Origin of the sequence: Burkholderia sp. BCC1996 (assembly GCF_905339955.1) — a bacterium.
Lineage (GTDB): Bacteria > Pseudomonadota > Gammaproteobacteria > Burkholderiales > Burkholderiaceae > Burkholderia.
Genome location: NZ_CAJPHM010000019.1, coordinates 156,750 through 175,005 on the forward strand (window position 1 = coordinate 156,750; position 18,256 = coordinate 175,005).

Here is an 18,256-nt window from a genome sequence, read left to right on the forward strand (position 1 = left end):
TTCCGCGCGCGGGGCGTCGTTCCGCGCGCGTCACTTGGCTCTTGTCGTGTCAGGCTTTGCATTCAACAAACTGGTCATCTTCGGCGTCGGCCTGATCGGCGGATCGCTGGCGCGCGCGCTGCGCGAGCGCGCGCCGGGCGGCGCGGGCGAAGTCGTCGGCGTCGGCCGTTCCCGTGCGTCGGTCGAGCGCGCGCTCGCGCTCGGCGTGATCGATCGCGCGGCGGCGCTCGACGACGATGCGCAAGTGCGCGACGCGCTTGCCGGCGCCGATCTCGTGCTGCTGGCCGCGCCCGTCGCGCAAACGGGCCCGTTGCTCGCGCGCATCGCCCCGTGGCTCGACGCCGCGACGCTCGTCACCGACGCGGGCAGCACCAAGTCCGATGTCGTCGCGGCGGCGCGCGACGTGCTCGGTGAGCGGATCGCGCAATTCGTGCCGGGCCACCCGATCGCCGGGCGCGAGTCGAGCGGTGTCGAGGCCGCGCTGCCGGATCTGTACGTCGGCCGCAACGTCGTGCTGTGCCCGCTGCCGGAGAACGCACCCGACGCGGTCGCGCGGATCGACGCGATGTGGCGGGCGACCGGCGCCGACGTGCGCACGATGAGCACGGCGCAGCACGATCGCGTGTTCGCGTCGATCAGCCATCTGCCGCACGTGCTGTCGTTCGCGCTCGTCGAGCAGATCCTCGGCGAGACGGATGCCGAACTGAAATTCTCGTATGCGGCGGGCGGCTTCCGCGACTTCACGCGGATCGCGGCGTCGAGCCCGGAGATGTGGCGCGACGTGTGTGTCGCGAATCGCGCGGCGCTGCTCGACGAGCTCGACGGCTACACGCGCGTGCTCGCCCGGCTGCGTGCGGCGATCGATGCCGGCGACGGCGCGGCGCTCGAAGCCGTGTTCACGCGCTCGCGCGCGGCCCGCAAGGCATGGCAGGAACGCGGCGCGCAGCCCGCTGCCGAACCGGTCAAGAAATAACAGGAAACAGGACGATTCCCATGGACTATCTCGATCTCGGCCCGTATTCCAGTGCGTCGGGCACCGTGCGCCTGCCCGGCTCGAAGAGCATCTCGAACCGCGTGCTGCTGCTTGCGGCGCTTGCCGAAGGCGATACGACGATCACCAACCTGCTGGATTCCGACGACACGCGCGTGATGCTCGATGCGCTCGGCAAGCTCGGCGTGAAGCTCGCGCGCGACGGCGACACCTGTGTCGTCACCGGCACGCGCGGCGCGTTCACCGCGAAGACCGCCGACCTGTTCCTCGGCAACGCGGGCACCGCGGTGCGACCGTTGACGGCGGCGCTCGCGGTCAATGGCGGCGACTATCGTGTGCATGGCGTGCCGCGCATGCACGAGCGGCCGATCGGCGACCTCGTCGACGGCCTGCGGCAGATCGGCGCGCAGATCGACTACGAGCAGAACGACGGTTTTCCGCCGCTGCGGATCAAGCCTGCGGCGATCACGGTCGACGCGCCGATCCGCGTTCGCGGCGACGTGTCGAGCCAGTTCCTCACCGCGCTGCTGATGACGCTGCCGCTCGTGAAGGCGAAGGACGGCAGGATCGTCGTCGAAGTCGACGGCGAACTGATCTCGAAGCCGTACATCGACATCACGATCCGGCTGATGGAGCGCTTCGGCGTGACCATCGAGCGCGACGGCTGGCAGCGCTTCGTCGTGCCGGCCGGCGTCCGCTACCGTTCGCCGGGGCGCATCATGGTCGAGGGCGATGCGTCGTCGGCCTCGTATTTCCTCGCGGCCGGCGCGCTCGGCGGCGGCCCGCTGCGCGTCGAGGGCGTAGGGCGCGCGAGCATCCAGGGCGACGTCGGCTTTGCGAATGCGCTGATGCAGATGGGCGCGAACGTATCGATGGGCGACGACTGGATCGAGGTGCGCGGCATCGGCCACGACCATGGCAAGCTCGAGCCGATCGACATGGACTTCAACCTGATTCCCGACGCGGCGATGACCATCGCGGTCGCGGCGCTGTTCGCGAGCGGCACGAGCACGCTGCGCAACATCGCGAGCTGGCGCGTGAAGGAAACCGACCGCATCGCCGCGATGGCGACCGAGTTGCGCAAGGTCGGCGCGATCGTCGAGGAAGGCCCCGACTATCTGGTCGTCACGCCGCCGCAACAACTCACGCCGAACGCCGCGATCGACACGTACGACGATCACCGGATGGCGATGTGCTTCTCGCTCGTCAGTCTGGGCGGCGTGCCCGTGCGAATCAACGATCCGAAGTGCGTCGGCAAGACGTTCCCCGACTATTTCGACCGCTTCGCCGCGCTCGCCAAGGCCTGACCGACCGTACCGATGAAATCGACCCGACCCTTTCACCCGACTCCCGTCATCACGATCGACGGTCCGACAGCTTCCGGCAAGGGGACCGTCGCCGCGCTCGTCGCCGCGCATCTCGGCTTCCACCTGCTCGACAGCGGCGCGCTGTATCGTCTCGCCGCGCTCGCGAGCGTACGCTACGGCATCGCGGCGGAGGACATCGACGCGCTCGTGAAGCTGATCGACGATCTTCACATCACGTTCCGCGAAGGCTGCGCGCAGCTCGACGGCGTCGACGTGTCGAACGACATCCGCGCCGAAGCGGTCGGCAACCGCGCGTCGGCGATTGCCGTGCACGGGCCGGTGCGTACCGCGCTGGTCGCGCGCCAGCGCGCATTCCGCAAGACGCCGGGCCTCGTCGCCGACGGGCGCGACATGGGCACCGTAATCTTCCCGGACGCCGTGCTGAAGGTGTTTCTGACGGCCAGCGCCGAGGCGCGCGCGGCCAGACGGCATAAGCAATTGATGCAAAAAGGTTTTTCTGCTAATATAGATGACTTGCTCCGGGATCTTCGTGAACGTGACGCGCGCGACAGCAATCGCGCCGCCGCGCCGCTGAAGCCCGCGGCAGATGCCAAGCTGCTCGATACGTCGGCGCTTTCGGTCGATGAAGCGGTCGACCAGGTGCTGCAGTGGTACCGGGCGCTCGGCCAGCCCGCCTGAGAAGGCGAGCGGCAGTAGGTGCTTCGCGCGAGCAGCGCGGAGCGTGTTTCGAACCCTTAACCCCGTATGGACCTCGATCTGGCCCTTTCAGCCTGCCATTCCGGCCGGCGTGGCACAGCGAGCCATGCACAATCAGATTTTTATGTCCGACCTGCAAACCTCCACCCCGAATACCGAATCCTTTGCGGCTCTGTTCGAAGAGTCGCTGACCCGTCAAGACATGCGCGCCGGCGAAGTGATTTCCGCCGAAGTCGTGCGCGTCGACCACAACTTCGTGGTCGTCAATGCAGGCCTGAAGTCCGAGGCTTACATTCCGATCGAGGAATTCCTGAACGATCAGGGCGAGGTTGAGGTGCAGTCGGGCGATTTCGTGTCCGTCGCGATCGACGCACTCGAAAACGGCTACGGCGACACGATCCTGTCGCGCGACAAGGCGAAGCGCCTGGCATCGTGGCTGTCGCTGGAAAAGGCCCTCGACAACAACGAACTCGTCACCGGCACGATCACCGGCAAGGTGAAGGGCGGCATGACCGTGATGGTCAACGGCATCCGCGCGTTCCTGCCGGGTTCGCTGGTCGACACGCGTCCGGTCAAGGACACGACCCCGTACGAAGGCAAGACGCTCGAGTTCCGCGTGATCAAGCTCGATCGCAAGCGTAACAACGTCGTGCTGTCGCGTCGTGCAGTGATCGAAGCAACGCAAGGCGAAGAGCGCGCGAAGCTGCTCGAGACGCTGAAGGAAGGCGCGATCGTCAACGGCGTCGTCAAGAACATCACCGACTACGGCGCGTTCGTCGACCTCGGCGGCATCGACGGCCTGCTGCACATCACCGACATCGCATGGCGTCGTGTGCGTCACCCGAGCGAAGTCCTGTCGGTTGGCCAGGAAGTCACCGCGAAGATCCTCAAGTTCGACCAAGAGAAGAACCGCGTCTCGCTGGGCATCAAGCAACTGGGCGACGATCCGTGGGAAGGCATCTCGCGCCGTTACCCGTCGGGCACGCGCCTGTTCGGCAAGGTCACGAACATCACCGACTACGGCGCATTCGTCGAAGTGGAATCGGGCATCGAAGGCCTCGTCCACGTGTCGGAAATGGACTGGACCAACAAGAACGTTGCACCGTCGAAGGTTGTCCAGCTGGGCGACGAAGTCGAAGTCATGGTCCTCGAGATCGACGAAGACCGTCGTCGTATCAGCCTCGGCATGAAGCAGTGCAAGCCGAATCCGTGGGATGACTTCAGCCGCAACTTCAAGAAGGGCGACAAGATCACGGGCGCAATCAAGTCGATCACCGACTTCGGCGTGTTCATCGGTCTGCCGGGCGGCATCGACGGCCTGGTCCACCTGTCGGACCTGTCGTGGAGCGAAGCCGGCGAAGAAGCCGTTCGCAAGTACAAGAAGGGCGACGAAGTCGAAGCGATCGTGCTCGGTATCGACGTCGAGAAGGAGCGTATTTCGCTCGGCATCAAGCAGCTCGAAGGCGACCCGTTCAGCAACTACGTTGCAATGAACGACAAGGGTTCGATCGTCGACGGCGTGGTGAAGTCGGTCGATGCGAAGGGCGCTGTCATCACGCTGACGGGCGACATCGAAGGCTACCTGCGTGCTTCGGAAATCTCGCAGGATCGCGTCGAAGACGCACGCAACGTGCTGAAGGAAGGCGACAAGGTCAACGCGATGGTGATCAACATCGATCGCAAGTCGCGTGGCATCAACCTGTCGATCAAGGCGAAGGATTCGGCTGAACAACAGGAAGCGATCCGCGGCCTGCAGTCGGACACCAGCGCTGCTGCGACCGGTACGACCAACCTCGGCGCGCTGCTGAAGGCGAAGCTCGACGGCCAGAACCAGTAAGCCTCACGAGGTCTGCTGAAGTATGACCAAATCCGAGTTGGTCGCGCAGCTGGCACTGCGATTTCCGCAACTTGTCCTCAAGGATGCGGATTTCGCGGTGAAAACGATGCTCGATGCGATGTCCGACGCCCTGGCGAAAGGGCATCGCATCGAAATTCGGGGTTTCGGCAGCTTCGGCCTCAACCGTCGCCCGGCACGCGTCGGACGCAACCCGAAGTCGGGAGAGAAAGTGCAGGTGCCCGAGAAGTTCGTGCCTCACTTCAAGCCCGGCAAGGAGTTGCGTGAACGCGTCGACGGCCGCGCCGGCGAGCCGCTGAAAGCTGATGATCCGGACGACGAACGTTGAACGTCGTTCGGCTTGCCCGGAATCCGTCCGGCGAAGGCTGAAGAAAAAAGCGCCCCTTGCGGGCGCTTTTTTCATTTCCGGCTGCCGTGCGGCAATGCGCATCCGCAGGATGTGCGGTGACGCGGAAACGCTTCCTTTACAATACGGGTCGATTCGGCGCCGCGAAGGGGAGTCGCGCGCCGCGGCAAACCTCAACAAAGAGAGGGCTACATGAAGTTTATCGTCTGGCTGATCCGGGTATTGGTGTTCGTGCTGCTGCTGGTGCTCGCACTGGCCAATACGCAAACCGCGACGCTGAATTTCGTTGCCGGCTACGCATGGCAAGCGCCGCTGATCCTGATCGGCCTCGCGTTCTTCGTCGTCGGGCTGCTGGCCGGCCTGCTGTCGGCACTGCCGGCGATGTTCCGCCTGCGCCTCGAGAACGGGCGCCTGAAGCGCGATCTGCGTGCGGCGCGCGAAACCCCGGCCATCGTCGACCAGCCGCCGATGCCGCCCGTCATTTAACACGGACGCCGCGCGACTCCCGCGCGGTTTTCGTCTCTGCTTCGATATTTCGCATGGATCTGGATTTCTGGTGGTTGCTCGCGATTCCGGTGGCGTTCGCGCTCGGCTGGGCGGCGTCACGCTATGACCTGAAGAACCTCCTGTCGGAGAGCGCCAACCTGCCGCGATCGTATTTCCGCGGCCTGAACTTTCTGTTGAACGAACAACCGGACAAGGCGATCGACGCGTTCATCGAGGTCGCGAAACTCGACCCCGAGACGGTCGAGCTGCACTTCGCGCTCGGCAACCTGTTCCGCCGTCGCGGCGAAACGGACCGTGCGATCCGCGTGCACCAGAATCTGCTGAGCCGCACGGACCTGCCCGTCAACGAGCGCGACCATGCGCTGTACGAACTCGGCCAGGATTTCCTGAAGGCCGGCCTGCTCGATCGTGCCGAGGAGGCCTTCCACCGGCTCGCCGACGGCGACTACGCGCTGGGCGCGCAGCGGGCGCTGCTGACGATCTACGAGATCGAGAAGGACTGGAACAAGTCGATCGACACCGCGAAGCGCATCGAATCGATGAGCGACAAGCCGCTCGGCACCGAAATCGCGCAGTTCCACTGCGAACTCGCGCAGGACGCGCTGCAACGCAAGAACGCCGCGGCCGCGGCCGAGCAGTTGAAGCTCGCGCTTGCCGCGAACCCGCAGAACGTCCGCGCGACGATCTTGTCGGGTGATGCCGCGCAGGCGGCGGGCGATCACGCGGCCGCGATCGAGCACTGGAAGCGCGTCGAGGCGCAAAATCCCGCTTATCTGCCGCTCGTCGCCGACAAGCTGATGAAGGCCTATGTCGCGCTCGACAAGCCGGTCGAGGGCGCCGAGCTGCTGATGGGCTACGTCGATCGCTATCCGTCGAACGACCTGCTCGATGTTGCGTATCAGCACATCGCCGGGTTGCGCGGCCAGGAAGCGGCGCATACGCTCGCGCGCACGCAGATGGAGAAGTCGCCGAACCTGTCGGGCATGCTGCACCTGCTCGATGCGCAGATCGCGGCCGCCGACGAGCCGCGCCGTAAGGAACTTGAAATGATGCGCGCGCTGATCAAGCAGCGCACCAAAAATCTGCCACGCTATACGTGCCAGAATTGCGGTTTCCGGGCACGGCTCTTCTACTGGCAGTGCCCCGGATGCAGCGGCTGGGAAACCTATGCGCCGCGCCGCGTCGAACCTGCGATGCCGGGTTGATCCCGGCGCGCGGCGCCGACGCACTGCGGTTCCCGCCGGGTCCGGCCCGGCGGGCAAGTTAGTCAATTACCGGGACGTACCGGAACATCTATGAAAATCACCATCATCGGCACCGGCTATGTCGGTCTTGTCACAGGCTCCTGCCTCGCCGAGATCGGCCACGACGTCTTCTGTCTGGATGTCGATCCGCGCAAGATCGAGATCCTGAACAACGGCGGGATGCCGATTCACGAACCGGGCCTGCTGGACATCATCGCGCGCAATCGCGCGGCAGGGCGTCTGCGCTTCTCGACGGACATCGAGGCGAGCGTCGCGCACGGCGAGATCCAGTTCATCGCCGTCGGCACGCCGCCCGACGAGGACGGTTCGGCCGACCTGCAATACGTGCTCGAGGCCGCGCGCAACATCGGTCGTTACATGACCGGTTTCAAGGTGATCGTCGACAAGTCGACGGTGCCGGTCGGCACCGCGCAGCGCGTGCGCGCGGTGGTCGACGAGGCGCTCGGCGCCCGCGGGCTCGCGGGCAGCGTCGCGCACCGTTTCTCGGTCGTATCGAATCCGGAATTCCTGAAGGAAGGCGCGGCAGTCGAGGACTTCATGCGACCGGACCGGATCGTCATCGGCGTCGACGACGACGAGACGGGCACGGTGGCGCGCGAGAGGATGAAGAAGCTGTACGCGCCGTTCAACCGCAATCACGAGCGCACGATCTACATGGACGTGCGTTCGGCGGAATTCGCGAAATATGCGGCGAATGCGATGCTCGCGACCCGCATCTCGTTCATGAACGAGATGTCGAATCTCGCCGACAAGGTCGGTGCCGACATCGAGGCCGTGCGCCGCGGGATCGGTTCCGATCCGCGCATCGGCTATCACTTCCTGTACGCGGGCGTCGGCTACGGCGGCTCGTGCTTCCCGAAGGACGTGCAGGCGCTGATCCGCACCGCCGGCGAGAACGGCCAGCCGCTGCGCATCCTGGAGGCCGTCGAAGCGGCCAACTCCGCGCAGAAGGACGTGCTGATCGGCAAGATCGAGCAGCGCTTCGGCGCGGACCTGACCGGTCGCGAATTCGCGGTCTGGGGCCTCGCGTTCAAGCCGAATACGGACGACATGCGCGAGGCGCCGAGCCGTCGGCTGATCGGCGCGCTGCTCGGGCGCGGCGCGATCGTGCGCGCGTACGATCCGGTCGCGATCGACGAGGCGCGCCGCGTGTTCGCGCTCGATCTCGGCGAGGCTTCCGACGCGCTGGCGCGTCTGCATTTCGTCGATACCCAGGACGCGGCCGTGAGCGCCGCGGATGCGCTCGTGATCGTCACCGAGTGGAAGGAATTCCGGAGCCCGGATTTCACGCGCCTGAAGGCCGAACTGAAGGCGCCGGTGATCTTCGACGGACGCAACCTGTACGAACCGGACGCGATGGCCGAACTCGGCTTCGACTACCATGCGATCGGGCGTCCGCATGTCGATCCGCAGTCCTCCTCCCGTGGATGAGCGCACGATGACGACCCTTCGCGAAGTGGTGCCGGTCCCGCGCGCGCAGCTCGCGCGTTCGCGTGTGCTCGTGGTCGGCGACGTGATGCTCGACCGCTACTGGTTCGGCAACGTCGACCGTATTTCGCCGGAAGCGCCGGTGCCCGTCGTGCACGTGCAGCGCCAGGAAGAGCGGCTCGGCGGCGCGGCCAACGTCGCGCGCAACGCCGTGACGCTCGGTGCCCAGGCCGGGCTGCTGTGCGTGGTCGGCTGCGACGAACCCGGTGAGCGGATCGTCGAGCTGCTCGGCAGCAGTGGCGTCACGCCCCATCTCGAGCGCGACGCGGCGCTGCCGACGACCATCAAGCTGCGCGTGCTTGCGCGCCAGCAGCAGCTGCTGCGCGTCGATTTCGAGGCGATGCCGACGCACGAGGTGCTGCTTGCCGGACTCGCACGGTTCGACGCGCTGCTGCCGCAGCACGACATCGTGCTGATGTCGGATTACGCGAAAGGCGGGCTGACGCACGTGACGACGATGATCGAGAAGGCGCGCGCGGCCGGCAAGCCGGTGCTCGTCGATCCGAAGGGCGGCGACTGGGCGCGCTATCGCGGCGCCTCGCTGATCACGCCGAACCGCGCGGAGTTGCGCGAAGTCGTCGGTCAGTGGCATTCGGAAGACGACCTTCGCGCGCGCGTCGCGAAGCTGCGCGCGGAACTCGATCTCGATGCGTTGCTGCTCACGCGTTCGGAAGAGGGGATGACGCTCTTTTCGGCCGCGGGCGAACTGCACGCGCCGGCGCTCGCGCGCGAGGTGTACGACGTGTCGGGGGCGGGCGATACCGTGATCGCGACCGTCGCGACGATGCTCGGCGCAGGCGTGCCGCTCGTCGACGCCGTCGTGCTGGCGAACCGTGCCGCGGGTATCGTGGTCGGCAAGCTCGGCACGGCGACCGTCGGCTACGACGAACTGTTTCACTGAGCGCATCGGGCGGCGCACGCGCCGGCCGGACGGCTCCCATTTTTCAGGCAGGACGACCATGACCATCATCGTCACCGGCGCAGCCGGTTTTATCGGCGCGAACATCGTCAAGGCGCTCAACGAGCGTGGCGAGTCGCGCATCATCGCGGTCGACAATCTGACGCGCGCGGAAAAGTTCCGCAATCTCGTCGATTGCGAGATCGACGACTATCTCGACAAGACGGAATTCGTCGAACGCTTCGCACGCGGCGATTTCGGCAAGGTACGCGCGGTGTTCCACGAAGGCGCCTGTTCGGACACGATGGAAACCGACGGCCGCTACATGATGGACAACAACTTCCGCTACAGCCGCGCGGTGCTCGATGCGTGCCTCGCGCAGGGCGCGCAGTTCCTGTACGCGTCGTCGGCGGCGACCTACGGCGGCTCGACGCGCTTCGTCGAGGAGCGCGAGGTCGAGGCGCCGCTGAACGTCTACGGCTATTCGAAGTTCCTGTTCGACCAGGTGATCCGGCGCGTGCTGCCGAGCGCGAAGAGCCAGATCGCCGGGTTCCGCTACTTCAACGTGTACGGCCCGCGCGAGACGCACAAGGGCCGCATGGCGTCGGTCGCGTTCCACAACTTCAACCAGTTCCGCGCGGAAGGCAAGGTCAAGCTGTTCGGCGAGTACAACGGTTATGCGCCGGGCGAGCAGACGCGCGACTTCGTGTCGATCGAGGATGTCGCGAAGGTGAACCTGTTCTTCTTCGATCATCCGGAGAAGTCGGGCATCTTCAACCTCGGCACCGGCCGCGCACAACCGTTCAACGACATCGCGTCGACGGTCGTGAACACGCTGCGCGCGCTCGACGGCCTGCCGCCGCTGACGCTCGCGCAGCAGGTCGAGCAGGGGCTGATCGAATACGTGCCGTTCCCGGATGCGCTGCGCGGCAAGTACCAGTGCTTCACGCAGGCCGACCAGACGAAGCTGCGTGCTGCCGGCTACGATGCGCCGTTCCTGACGGTGCAGGAAGGTGTCGACCGTTACGTGCGTTGGCTGTCCGGCCAGGTTTAAGTCCGCGCGTCGCATCGCTAGACTGGGTCTCACGGTCGGCAGCCGCCGACCGTTTTTCATCGGAGATCCAGCACATGATCAGGAAATGGTTTGCCGCCGCAGCGATGTTCGGCGCGATCGCGTCGGCCTGGGCGGCCGTCGACGTCAACACCGCGAACGAGGATGCACTCGTCGGCATCAAGGGCATCGGTCCTGCGCGGGCAAAGGCGATTCTCGACGAGCGCGGCGCACGCGGCCCGTTCAGGAATGCAGACGATCTTGCATCGCGCGTGAAAGGCATGGGCGGCCATACGGTCGAGCGCCTTCAGCAGGAGGGGTTGACGATCGGCGCAGCAGGCTCGGGTGCGCAGGCACCCGCCGCGGGCAAGCCCGTGGCAGTGAAACCTGCCGCGGCGCCCGCCCGCACTGCGCAGAAGTAACGCTCGCGAGGCGAAGGGCTCCTTCAGTCGCCGTCGTTGCGACGGCTTCCCGCGGCATGCCGCGGGTTTTTTGCGTGCATGCTGCACGCGCACGATCGTGAATCGCGGGCACGCCTATTCCACCGTCGCAATGGGGGTTGCCGGCGCGAGCCCCGGCGCTGGTTTACAATCAATCGATTGATCAGCCTCGCACTCACGGTATCTCCATGGCTTACAAAACTATCGAAGACACGATCGGCAACACGCCGCTCGTGCAACTGGTCCGCCTGCCGGACGACGAGATTCGCGCACGCAACAACGTGTTGCTCGCCAAGCTGGAAGGCAACAATCCGGCCGGTTCCGTGAAGGATCGCCCGGCGCTGTCGATGATCAGCAAGGCGGAGGCGCGCGGCCGCATCAAGCCGGGCGATACGCTGATCGAGGCGACGAGCGGCAATACGGGCATCGCGCTCGCGATGGCCGCGGCGATCCGCGGTTACAAGATGGTGCTGATCATGCCGGAGGACCTGTCGGTCGAGCGTCGCCAGAGCATGGCCGCTTACGGTGCCGAAATCATCCTGACGCCGGTAAAGGGCGGGATGGAACTGGCGCGCGACCTCGCGGAGCAGATGCAGCGCGAAGGCAAGGGCGTGATCCTCGATCAGTTCGGGAACCCCGACAACCCGATCGCGCACTACGAAGGCACGGGCCCTGAGATCTGGCGCGACACCGAGGGGCGCGTCACGCACTTCGTGTCGGCGATGGGCACGACGGGCACGATCATGGGCACGTCGCGTTTTCTGAAGGAACAGAATCCGGCGATCGAGATCGTTGGCGCGCAGCCGGAAGAAGGGTCGCGCATCCCGGGCATTCGCAAGTGGCCGGAGGCCTATATGCCGACGATCTTCGATCGCAGCCGCGTCGATCGCGTCGAGAGCGTGAGTCAGGCCGCGTCCGAAACGATGGCGCGCCGGCTCGCGGCCGTCGAAGGCATCTTTGCCGGCATCTCGTCGGGTGGCGCATGCGAAGTCGCGATGCGCATCGCGCGCCAGGTGGAGAACGCGACGATCGTGTTCATCGTCTGCGATCGCGGCGACCGCTACCTGTCTACCGGCGTGTTTCCTGCCTGAGCCGGAACGGCATCGGCAGGATCACGCGATAAAAAGGCGCCGCACGAGCGGCGCTTTTTCTTTGCGCGGGCCGAGCTTACTGCGCCGGCGCTTCCGTGTCCGCCGCGGGCAGCGGCAGCGCGCCGCTCGCTTCCATCTGCGCCTTCACGGCTTCGCCGAGCTGGTACACGGTGAGCGCGTAGAAGAAGCTGCGGTTGTAGCGCGTCAGCACGTAGAAGTTCTTGAGGCCGAGCATGTACTCGGTTGCGCGCCCCGGCGACGGCAGATCGACCACGGTCACCGGCGTGCCGGCTTCGGTGGTGATATTGACCGTCGGCTCGTTGAGCGTCATGCCGGCGCGCAGCAGCTGCGACAGTGCCCAGTGCGGTTCGGGCTGGCCGTCCGCGGCCGCCTGGGCGATGCCGAGGCTGCCCGTGTCGGGCGTGATCCGCCAGACCACCGGGCGATCGGTTTCCCAGCCGTGCTGCTTCAGGTAGTTTGCGACGCTGCCGATCGCATCGGCAGGACTGCTGCGCAGATCGACGTGGCCGCCGCCGTCGTAGTCGACCGCATACTCGCGGATGCTGCTCGGCAGGAACTGCGGGATGCCGATCGCACCCGTGTACGAGCCGAGCACGGTGGTCGGGTCGAGCTGGTTGTCGCGGGTCCAGACGAGGAAGTCCTCGAGGTTCTTGCGGAACGTGGCCTGGCGACTGTCGCGATTCGGCGTGTCCGGGTAGTCGAACGTGAGCGTCGTCAGCGCATCGAGCACGCGGAAGTTGCCCATGTAGCGGCCGTAGATCGTTTCGACGCCGATGATGCCGACGATCACCTCGGGCGGCACGCCGAATTCCTCGGACGCGCGCTGCAGCGTCGCCCGGTTCGCCTTCCAGAACTTCACGCCCGCGTTGATGCGGATCGGTTCGATGAAGCGCGAACGATAGACGCTCCAGTTCTTCACCGAAGGCGTCGGCGCCGGCTTCACGAGTTTCACGGCCGTGGCCGAGTAGCTGACGCGCGAGAACAGCGCGTGCAGGCTCGCGGAATCGAAGCCGTTGCGGCTCACCATCTCGTCGATGAACGCATCGACCTTCGCGTTGCTCGCGTAACGCTGCGGAACGATCTCCTCTTCGAAGGTCTGGCCCGGCGGCGTCGGCTGCTGCGGTTGCGCCTGCGCGACGAGCGTGCCGGAAGACTTCGCAGGCTGTGTTTGCGCGGCGGCGGGTGCGGCGGCCAGGGTAGCGGCGACGGCAGCGGCAACGAGCGGAACGCGAACGCGGAACAGTGCGGAGAGAAGGGCGGCAGGCTTGCTGGAATTCATGTCGAAGCGGGCGGACAGGGCGATGGGGTTCGGCGCAGTATACCCGACGCACCTTGCGTGCCGGGGCGTAGCAGCGCACCGTTGTGGTAAGTTAGCGGCGAATTCGCGGCAGACGATGGACATCATTGATGGAGACCTGCGGCGCAACCCGCGTCGCGGATGACAGCTTATGGCAACCGCCTTCTATACGCACCCCGACTGCATGCTGCACGAGATGGGGGAATGGCATCCGGAATGCCCGGCCCGACTGTCGGCGATCCAGGATCAGCTGATCGCGAGCCGCATCGACGACCTGATCGTGCACGAAACCGCGCCGTTCGCGAGCGAGGTGGCGCTGGGCCGCGTGCATACGCAGGCCCATATCGACTACATCCGCAGCATGATGCCCGTCGACGGCTACGTCGAGATCGATCCCGACACGCTGATGAACCGCGACACGTGGCGCGCCGCGCTGCGTGCGGCCGGCGCCGCGATCGCGGCGACCGACGCGGTGATCGAAGGCCGCTACGCGAATGCGTTCTGCAGCGTTCGGCCGCCCGGCCATCACGCGGAACCCGCGCGCGCGATGGGCTTCTGCTTCTTCAACAACGTCGCGATCGCCGCGCGGCACGCGCTCGACGTGCACGGCCTCGAGCGGGTCGCGATCATCGATTTCGACGTGCACCACGGCAACGGCACCGAAGCCGCGTTCGCGAACGACGAGCGCGTGCTGATGTGCAGCTTCTTCCAGCATCCGCTGTACCCGTTCTCGGGCGCCGATCACCAGGCGCCGAACATGGTCAACCTGCCGATGCCTGCGCGCAGCAACGGGATGGCGATCCGCGAAGCGGTCGACATGTTCTGGCTGCCGCGTCTCGACGCGTTCAAGCCGCAAATGCTGTTCGTGTCGGCCGGTTTCGACGCGCATCGCGAGGACGACATCGGCAACCTCGGTCTCGTCGAATCCGATTTCGAATGGCTGACCGCGCAGGTCGTCGACGTCGCGCGCCGGCATGCGCAGGGCCGCATCGTCAGCTGTCTCGAGGGCGGCTACAACCTGTCGGCACTCGGGCGCAGCGTCGTCGCGCACCTGCGCGTGCTGGCCGGCATCTGACCGGCAGCGGATCGGCGCGCGCTCAGCGCGCCGGCACGTGCGCGTGAATCCACGCGATCAGCGCATCGATCACGCGGTCGCGCTCGAGATCGTTCATCGTTTCGTGGAACCCGCCTTCGTATAGCGTCAGCGTGCGATCGGGCGAGCCGACGCGGGCGCCGAACGCGCGGCTTCCATCGGGTTCGGTCAGCTTGTCCTCGGTGCCGTGATAGACGAGCACCGGCACGCGCAGCGCGCCGCGACCGCGCTCGATGCGCGCCATCGCATCGAGGATTTCGGCGCCGGTGCGCGCCGGCACCGCGCCGTGGTGCACGAGCGGATCGGCCCGATTGGCGGCGACGACGGCCGGATCGCGCGACAGCAGTGCCGCATCGATCCTGATTGCAGGGAAGCTCGGCCACACGCGGCTGATGAAGCGGCTCATCGCGAGCATCCAGCGCGGCACGTCGCGTCCCGGCGCGAGCGCCGGGCTCGACAGCACGAGGCCTGCCAGCGCGTGGCCGCGAGCCGGCACGCGTTCGGTCGCATACAGCGCCGCGACGGCGCCGCCCATGCTGTGCCCCATCAGGAAGAGCGGCGTGGCGCCGCGGGCGGCTTCGGCAACCAGCGCATCCGCATCGTTCAGGTAATCGTCGAAACGCTCGACCCATGCGCGTTTGCCGGGCGACTGGCCGTGCCCGCGCAGATCGATCGCCAGCACGTCGATGCCCGCCGCGTTCAATCTGGCCGCGAGCGCCGCGTAACGGCCCGCATGCTCGGCGAGGCCGTGGACGAGCGCGATCGTCGCAAGCGGCGGCACCGTGCCGTCGCCGGCCGGCCAGCGATACGACGCCAGTTCGAGCCCGTCCGCGGTACGCAGCCGGCCCATCCGTGGGGCGGGCGGCGATACCGGGCCCGATGCCAAGGTGGCGGCGGGTGCGCCGGCCTGCGTGGTGGTGGCGGTCATCTGGCGGGTCCCCTGTCTCGTTCGCATCGGTGTTCCGGATCATAGTCGCGGTACCCGCGCGGCGGGCCAGCAGCGGCCCTCTAATTTCGTCTGGTTATGAAAAGATCGAAATCGATTATTAAGTGGAATGAGGCGTTTGCGGTAAAATCGCCGGCTATTCCAGATGCTTCGGCGGCCGACTGGCGGGCCTCGCCAGCCGGCCGCCGTTTTGTTTACATGATCGAATTACGCAATCTGTCGCAGCGTTTTCCCGGGCCGACCGGCTGGGTCGACGCATTGCACAACGTCAATCTGACGATCCCGCAGGGAGAGGTGTTCGGCATCATCGGCCGAAGCGGCGCCGGCAAGAGCACGCTCGTGCGCACCATCAACCTGCTCACGCGGCCGACCGAAGGCAATGTCGTCGTCGGGGGACGCGATCTCACGCTGCTGTCGTCCGGCGCGCTGCGCGAAGCGCGCCGCGAAATCGGCATGATCTTCCAGCACTTCAATCTGCTGTCGTCGCGCACGGTGTTCGACAACGTCGCGCTGCCGCTCGAGCTGGCCGGCGCGAGCCGTGCCGAGATCGAGGCGGCGGTGCTGCCGCTGCTCGACCTCGTCGGGCTGTCCGCGCAGAAGGATCGCTATCCGGCGCAGATCAGCGGCGGCCAGAAGCAGCGCGTCGGCATCGCCCGCGCGCTCGCGAGCAAGCCGAAGGTGCTGCTGTCGGACGAAGCGACGTCGGCGCTCGACCCCGAGACCACGCGCGCGATCCTCGACCTGCTGAAGCGCATCAACCGCGAGCTCGGCCTGACGATCGTGCTGATCACGCACCAGATGGAAGTCATCAAGCAGGTGTGCGATCGCGTGGCGGTGCTCGACGCGGGCCGCGTGGTCGAAGAGGGCCGCGTGATCGACGTGTTCCTGCAGCCGCATCACGAAGTGACGCGCGCGCTGATCGGCGACGTGATCGCGCAGGAACTGCCGCCCGCGCTGAAGGCACGCGTGGCCGAGCGGCTGAAGACGGGCAGCGGGCATCTGCTGCGGCTCGCGTTCACCGGCTCGGGTGTCGACCAGCCGATCCTGTCGGAGACGATCCGCCGGTACGAACTCGATTTCAACATCCTGCATGGCCAGATCGACGAGATCCAGGGGCAGGCGTTCGGGTCGCTCGCGGTGCTCGCGGGCGGCGAACCGGGCAAGGTCGGGCAGGCGCTCGCGTTCCTGCGCGAGCAAGGTGTGGTGGTAGAGGAGCTTTCGTATGTTGAGTGAGATGTTCGATATGTTCGTGCAGTCGTTCTGGGAGACGCTGATCATGGTCGGCATCTCGGGGGCGGTCGGCGCGCTCGTCGGGCTGCCGCTCGGCGTGCTGCTCTACCTGACCGACCGCCAGGGCGTGCTGCAGAACCTCGGCGTGAATCGCGTGCTCGGCGGCATCGTGAACGCGGTGCGCTCGACGCCGTTCATCATCCTGCTGGTCGCGGTCATTCCGTTCACGCGGCTCGTCACGGGGTCGTCGATCGGCACGGCCGCAGCGGTCGTGCCGCTGACGCTCGCGGCCGCACCGTTCGTCGCGCGGCTGGTCGAGACCGCGCTGCGCGAAGTCGACCGCGGGCTGATCGAGGCGGCCCAGTCGATGGGTGCGACGACCTCGCAGATCGTGTTCAAGGTGCTGCTGCCCGAATCGCTGCCGGGCATCGTCGCGGGCCTGACGATCACGTTCGTGTCGCTCGTCGGCTATTCGGCGATGGCGGGTGCGATCGGCGGCGGCGGGCTCGGCGATCTCGGGATCCGCTACGGCTACCAGCGCTATCTGCCGGAAGTGATGTGGACGGTCGTCGCGATCCTGATCGTGTTCGTGCAGATCGTGCAGTCGTTCGGCGACTGGCTCGTGCGCCGGCTGAGCCACAAGTAAAACGACATTCATTCGTTGGGGGATAGGATGCAACGACGCTTCATGCTGAAGTTCGCGGCCGCATTCGGCGCGGCCGCACTGTTCGCGAGCGCGCACGCGCAGACCGAAATCATCAAGGTGGGCGTGACGGGCGGCCCGCACGCGCAGATCATGGAGGTGGTGAAGAAGGTCGCGGCCAAGGGCGGCCTCGACATCCGCGTCGTCGAATTCTCGGATTACGTGCAACCGAACGCGGCGCTCGCGTCCGGCGATCTCGACGCGAACAGCTACCAGCACGATCCGTATCTGCAGGCGCAGGTGAAGGATCGCGGCTACAAGCTGATCAAGGTCGCGGAGACCGTCACGTTCCCGATGGGCATCTATTCGAAGCGGGTGAAGTCGCTGGCCGAGTTGAAGCCGGGCGCGCGCATCGCGGTGCCGAACGATCCGACCAACGGCGGCCGTGCGCTGCTGTTGCTGCAGAAGCAGGGGCTGCTGAAGCTGCGCGCGGACGCCGGGCTGAAGGCGACGCCGCTCGACATCGTCGACAACCCGCGCAAGCTGAAGATCGTCGAGCTCGATGCGGCGCAGATTCCGCGCTCGCTCGGCGACGTCGACGCGGCCGCGATCAATACCAACTACGCGATGGAAGCGGGGTTGAAACCGAAACAGGATGCGATCGCGATCGAGGGCCCGACCGGCCCGTACGCGAACATTCTCGCGATTCGCGAGGCCGACCGCGGTAAGCCGTGGGTCGCGAAGCTGGTCGCGGCTTATCATTCCGCGGAAGTGAAGCAGTTCATCGAACAGAAGTTCGGCGGCGCGGTGATCGCCGCCTGGTAACACGTGATGCGGGGCGCACCCGGTGACGATTAGAGTCGATGATCGAAAACCCGGGCTTTGCGTCCGGGTTTTTTCTCTTTTAAAATAGAACGACCGTTCGCTATTGCCGGCGCGCCGGAGAGGCGCGCTATCCTCGATAGCCGCGATGGATTGGTCCGCTTGGCCGCGCAGTCATGAGGCCTCGCTATAGAATGGCCTCTGGTCGTATTCGTAACTTTGGAGCGTGTGCATGAAAATCCTGGTGC

At 66.1% G+C, this 18,256-nt stretch carries 18 protein-coding genes; 16 read left to right on the plus strand and 2 right to left on the minus strand.

The features are described 5' to 3' along the window. Nucleotides 1-46 precede the first annotated feature (46 nt). The 12 genes from U4Z64_RS26140 (at nt 47) to cysM (ending at nt 11,956) form a co-directional block, all read left to right on the plus strand. Nucleotides 47-973: a prephenate dehydrogenase/arogenate dehydrogenase family protein gene (locus tag U4Z64_RS26140; protein ID WP_321821490.1), complete on the plus strand. Its 927-nt coding sequence runs from the start codon at nt 47-49 to the stop codon at nt 971-973. A gap of 20 nt (nt 974-993) precedes the next feature. Beyond that, entirely contained in the window at nt 994-2,298 is a 1,305-nt protein-coding gene (gene aroA / locus U4Z64_RS26145; RefSeq protein ID WP_044844837.1) for a 3-phosphoshikimate 1-carboxyvinyltransferase, read from the plus strand. Between the two features lie 12 nt (nt 2,299-2,310). Beyond that, nucleotides 2,311-2,997: a (d)CMP kinase gene (cmk, locus tag U4Z64_RS26150; RefSeq protein WP_044844836.1), complete on the plus strand. Its 687-nt coding sequence runs from the start codon at nt 2,311-2,313 to the stop codon at nt 2,995-2,997. 142 nt (nt 2,998-3,139) lie between these two features. Beyond that, entirely contained in the window at nt 3,140-4,852 is a 1,713-nt protein-coding gene (gene rpsA, locus U4Z64_RS26155; RefSeq protein ID WP_044844859.1) for a 30S ribosomal protein S1, read from the plus strand. 22 nt (nt 4,853-4,874) lie between these two features. After that, nucleotides 4,875-5,198: an integration host factor subunit beta gene (locus U4Z64_RS26160; RefSeq protein WP_034187427.1), complete on the plus strand. Its 324-nt coding sequence runs from the start codon at nt 4,875-4,877 to the stop codon at nt 5,196-5,198. 210 nt (nt 5,199-5,408) lie between these two features. Further along, a complete protein-coding gene (locus tag U4Z64_RS26165; RefSeq protein WP_044844835.1) occupies nt 5,409-5,702 on the plus strand; it encodes a lipopolysaccharide assembly protein LapA domain-containing protein in 294 nt (97 codons plus the stop codon). A 53-nt stretch (nt 5,703-5,755) separates the two neighbouring features. Beyond that, complete coding sequence (gene lapB / locus U4Z64_RS26170) at nt 5,756-6,928, plus strand: lipopolysaccharide assembly protein LapB (RefSeq protein WP_321821491.1); 1,173 nt, start codon at nt 5,756-5,758, stop codon at nt 6,926-6,928. 90 nt (nt 6,929-7,018) lie between these two features. Beyond that, complete coding sequence (locus U4Z64_RS26175; RefSeq protein WP_321798336.1) at nt 7,019-8,419, plus strand: UDP-glucose/GDP-mannose dehydrogenase family protein; 1,401 nt, start codon at nt 7,019-7,021, stop codon at nt 8,417-8,419. Nucleotides 8,420-8,426: 7 nt separating this feature from the next. Beyond that, nucleotides 8,427-9,377 carry a D-glycero-beta-D-manno-heptose-7-phosphate kinase gene (gene rfaE1, locus U4Z64_RS26180; protein ID WP_124487829.1) on the plus strand — a complete coding sequence of 317 codons (951 nt, stop codon included), beginning with the start codon at nt 8,427-8,429 and terminating at the stop codon, nt 9,375-9,377. A gap of 58 nt (nt 9,378-9,435) precedes the next feature. Continuing rightward, a complete protein-coding gene (gene rfaD / locus U4Z64_RS26185; RefSeq protein ID WP_044844832.1) occupies nt 9,436-10,428 on the plus strand; it encodes an ADP-glyceromanno-heptose 6-epimerase in 993 nt (330 codons plus the stop codon). A 74-nt stretch (nt 10,429-10,502) separates the two neighbouring features. Continuing rightward, complete coding sequence (locus U4Z64_RS26190; protein ID WP_321821492.1) at nt 10,503-10,847, plus strand: ComEA family DNA-binding protein; 345 nt, start codon at nt 10,503-10,505, stop codon at nt 10,845-10,847. A gap of 206 nt (nt 10,848-11,053) precedes the next feature. Beyond that, nucleotides 11,054-11,956 carry a cysteine synthase CysM gene (gene cysM / locus U4Z64_RS26195; protein WP_044844830.1) on the plus strand — a complete coding sequence of 301 codons (903 nt, stop codon included), beginning with the start codon at nt 11,054-11,056 and terminating at the stop codon, nt 11,954-11,956. A 76-nt stretch (nt 11,957-12,032) separates the two neighbouring features. On the opposite strand, the gene mltB is transcribed toward cysM, so the two are convergent. Further along, on the minus strand, nt 12,033-13,382 hold the full coding sequence (gene mltB, locus U4Z64_RS26200) for a lytic murein transglycosylase B (protein ID WP_321821493.1): 1,350 nt from the start codon (nt 13,380-13,382) through the stop codon (nt 12,033-12,035). A gap of 43 nt (nt 13,383-13,425) precedes the next feature. Between mltB and U4Z64_RS26205 the strand changes: the two genes are divergently transcribed. Beyond that, nucleotides 13,426-14,349 carry a histone deacetylase family protein gene (locus tag U4Z64_RS26205; protein ID WP_044844828.1) on the plus strand — a complete coding sequence of 308 codons (924 nt, stop codon included), beginning with the start codon at nt 13,426-13,428 and terminating at the stop codon, nt 14,347-14,349. Nucleotides 14,350-14,371: 22 nt separating this feature from the next. On the opposite strand, the gene U4Z64_RS26210 is transcribed toward U4Z64_RS26205, so the two are convergent. After that, entirely contained in the window at nt 14,372-15,295 is a 924-nt protein-coding gene (locus tag U4Z64_RS26210) for an alpha/beta hydrolase (protein ID WP_321821494.1), read from the minus strand. A gap of 216 nt (nt 15,296-15,511) precedes the next feature. On the opposite strand from U4Z64_RS26210, the gene U4Z64_RS26215 reads away from it, so the two are divergent. The 3 genes from U4Z64_RS26215 to U4Z64_RS26225 are packed head-to-tail and all read left to right on the plus strand — an operon-like array spanning nt 15,512 to nt 18,011. Then, nucleotides 15,512-16,546, plus strand: coding sequence for a methionine ABC transporter ATP-binding protein (locus tag U4Z64_RS26215; protein ID WP_044844826.1), 1,035 nt, complete (start codon nt 15,512-15,514; stop codon nt 16,544-16,546). Then, nucleotides 16,536-17,189 carry a methionine ABC transporter permease gene (locus tag U4Z64_RS26220; protein WP_044844825.1) on the plus strand — a complete coding sequence of 218 codons (654 nt, stop codon included), beginning with the start codon at nt 16,536-16,538 and terminating at the stop codon, nt 17,187-17,189. Before U4Z64_RS26215 ends, U4Z64_RS26220 begins: the two co-directional genes overlap by 11 nt. Before the next feature lie 27 nt (nt 17,190-17,216). Beyond that, nucleotides 17,217-18,011 carry a MetQ/NlpA family ABC transporter substrate-binding protein gene (locus U4Z64_RS26225; RefSeq protein ID WP_044844824.1) on the plus strand — a complete coding sequence of 265 codons (795 nt, stop codon included), beginning with the start codon at nt 17,217-17,219 and terminating at the stop codon, nt 18,009-18,011. Nucleotides 18,012-18,256: the final 245 nt, after the last annotated feature.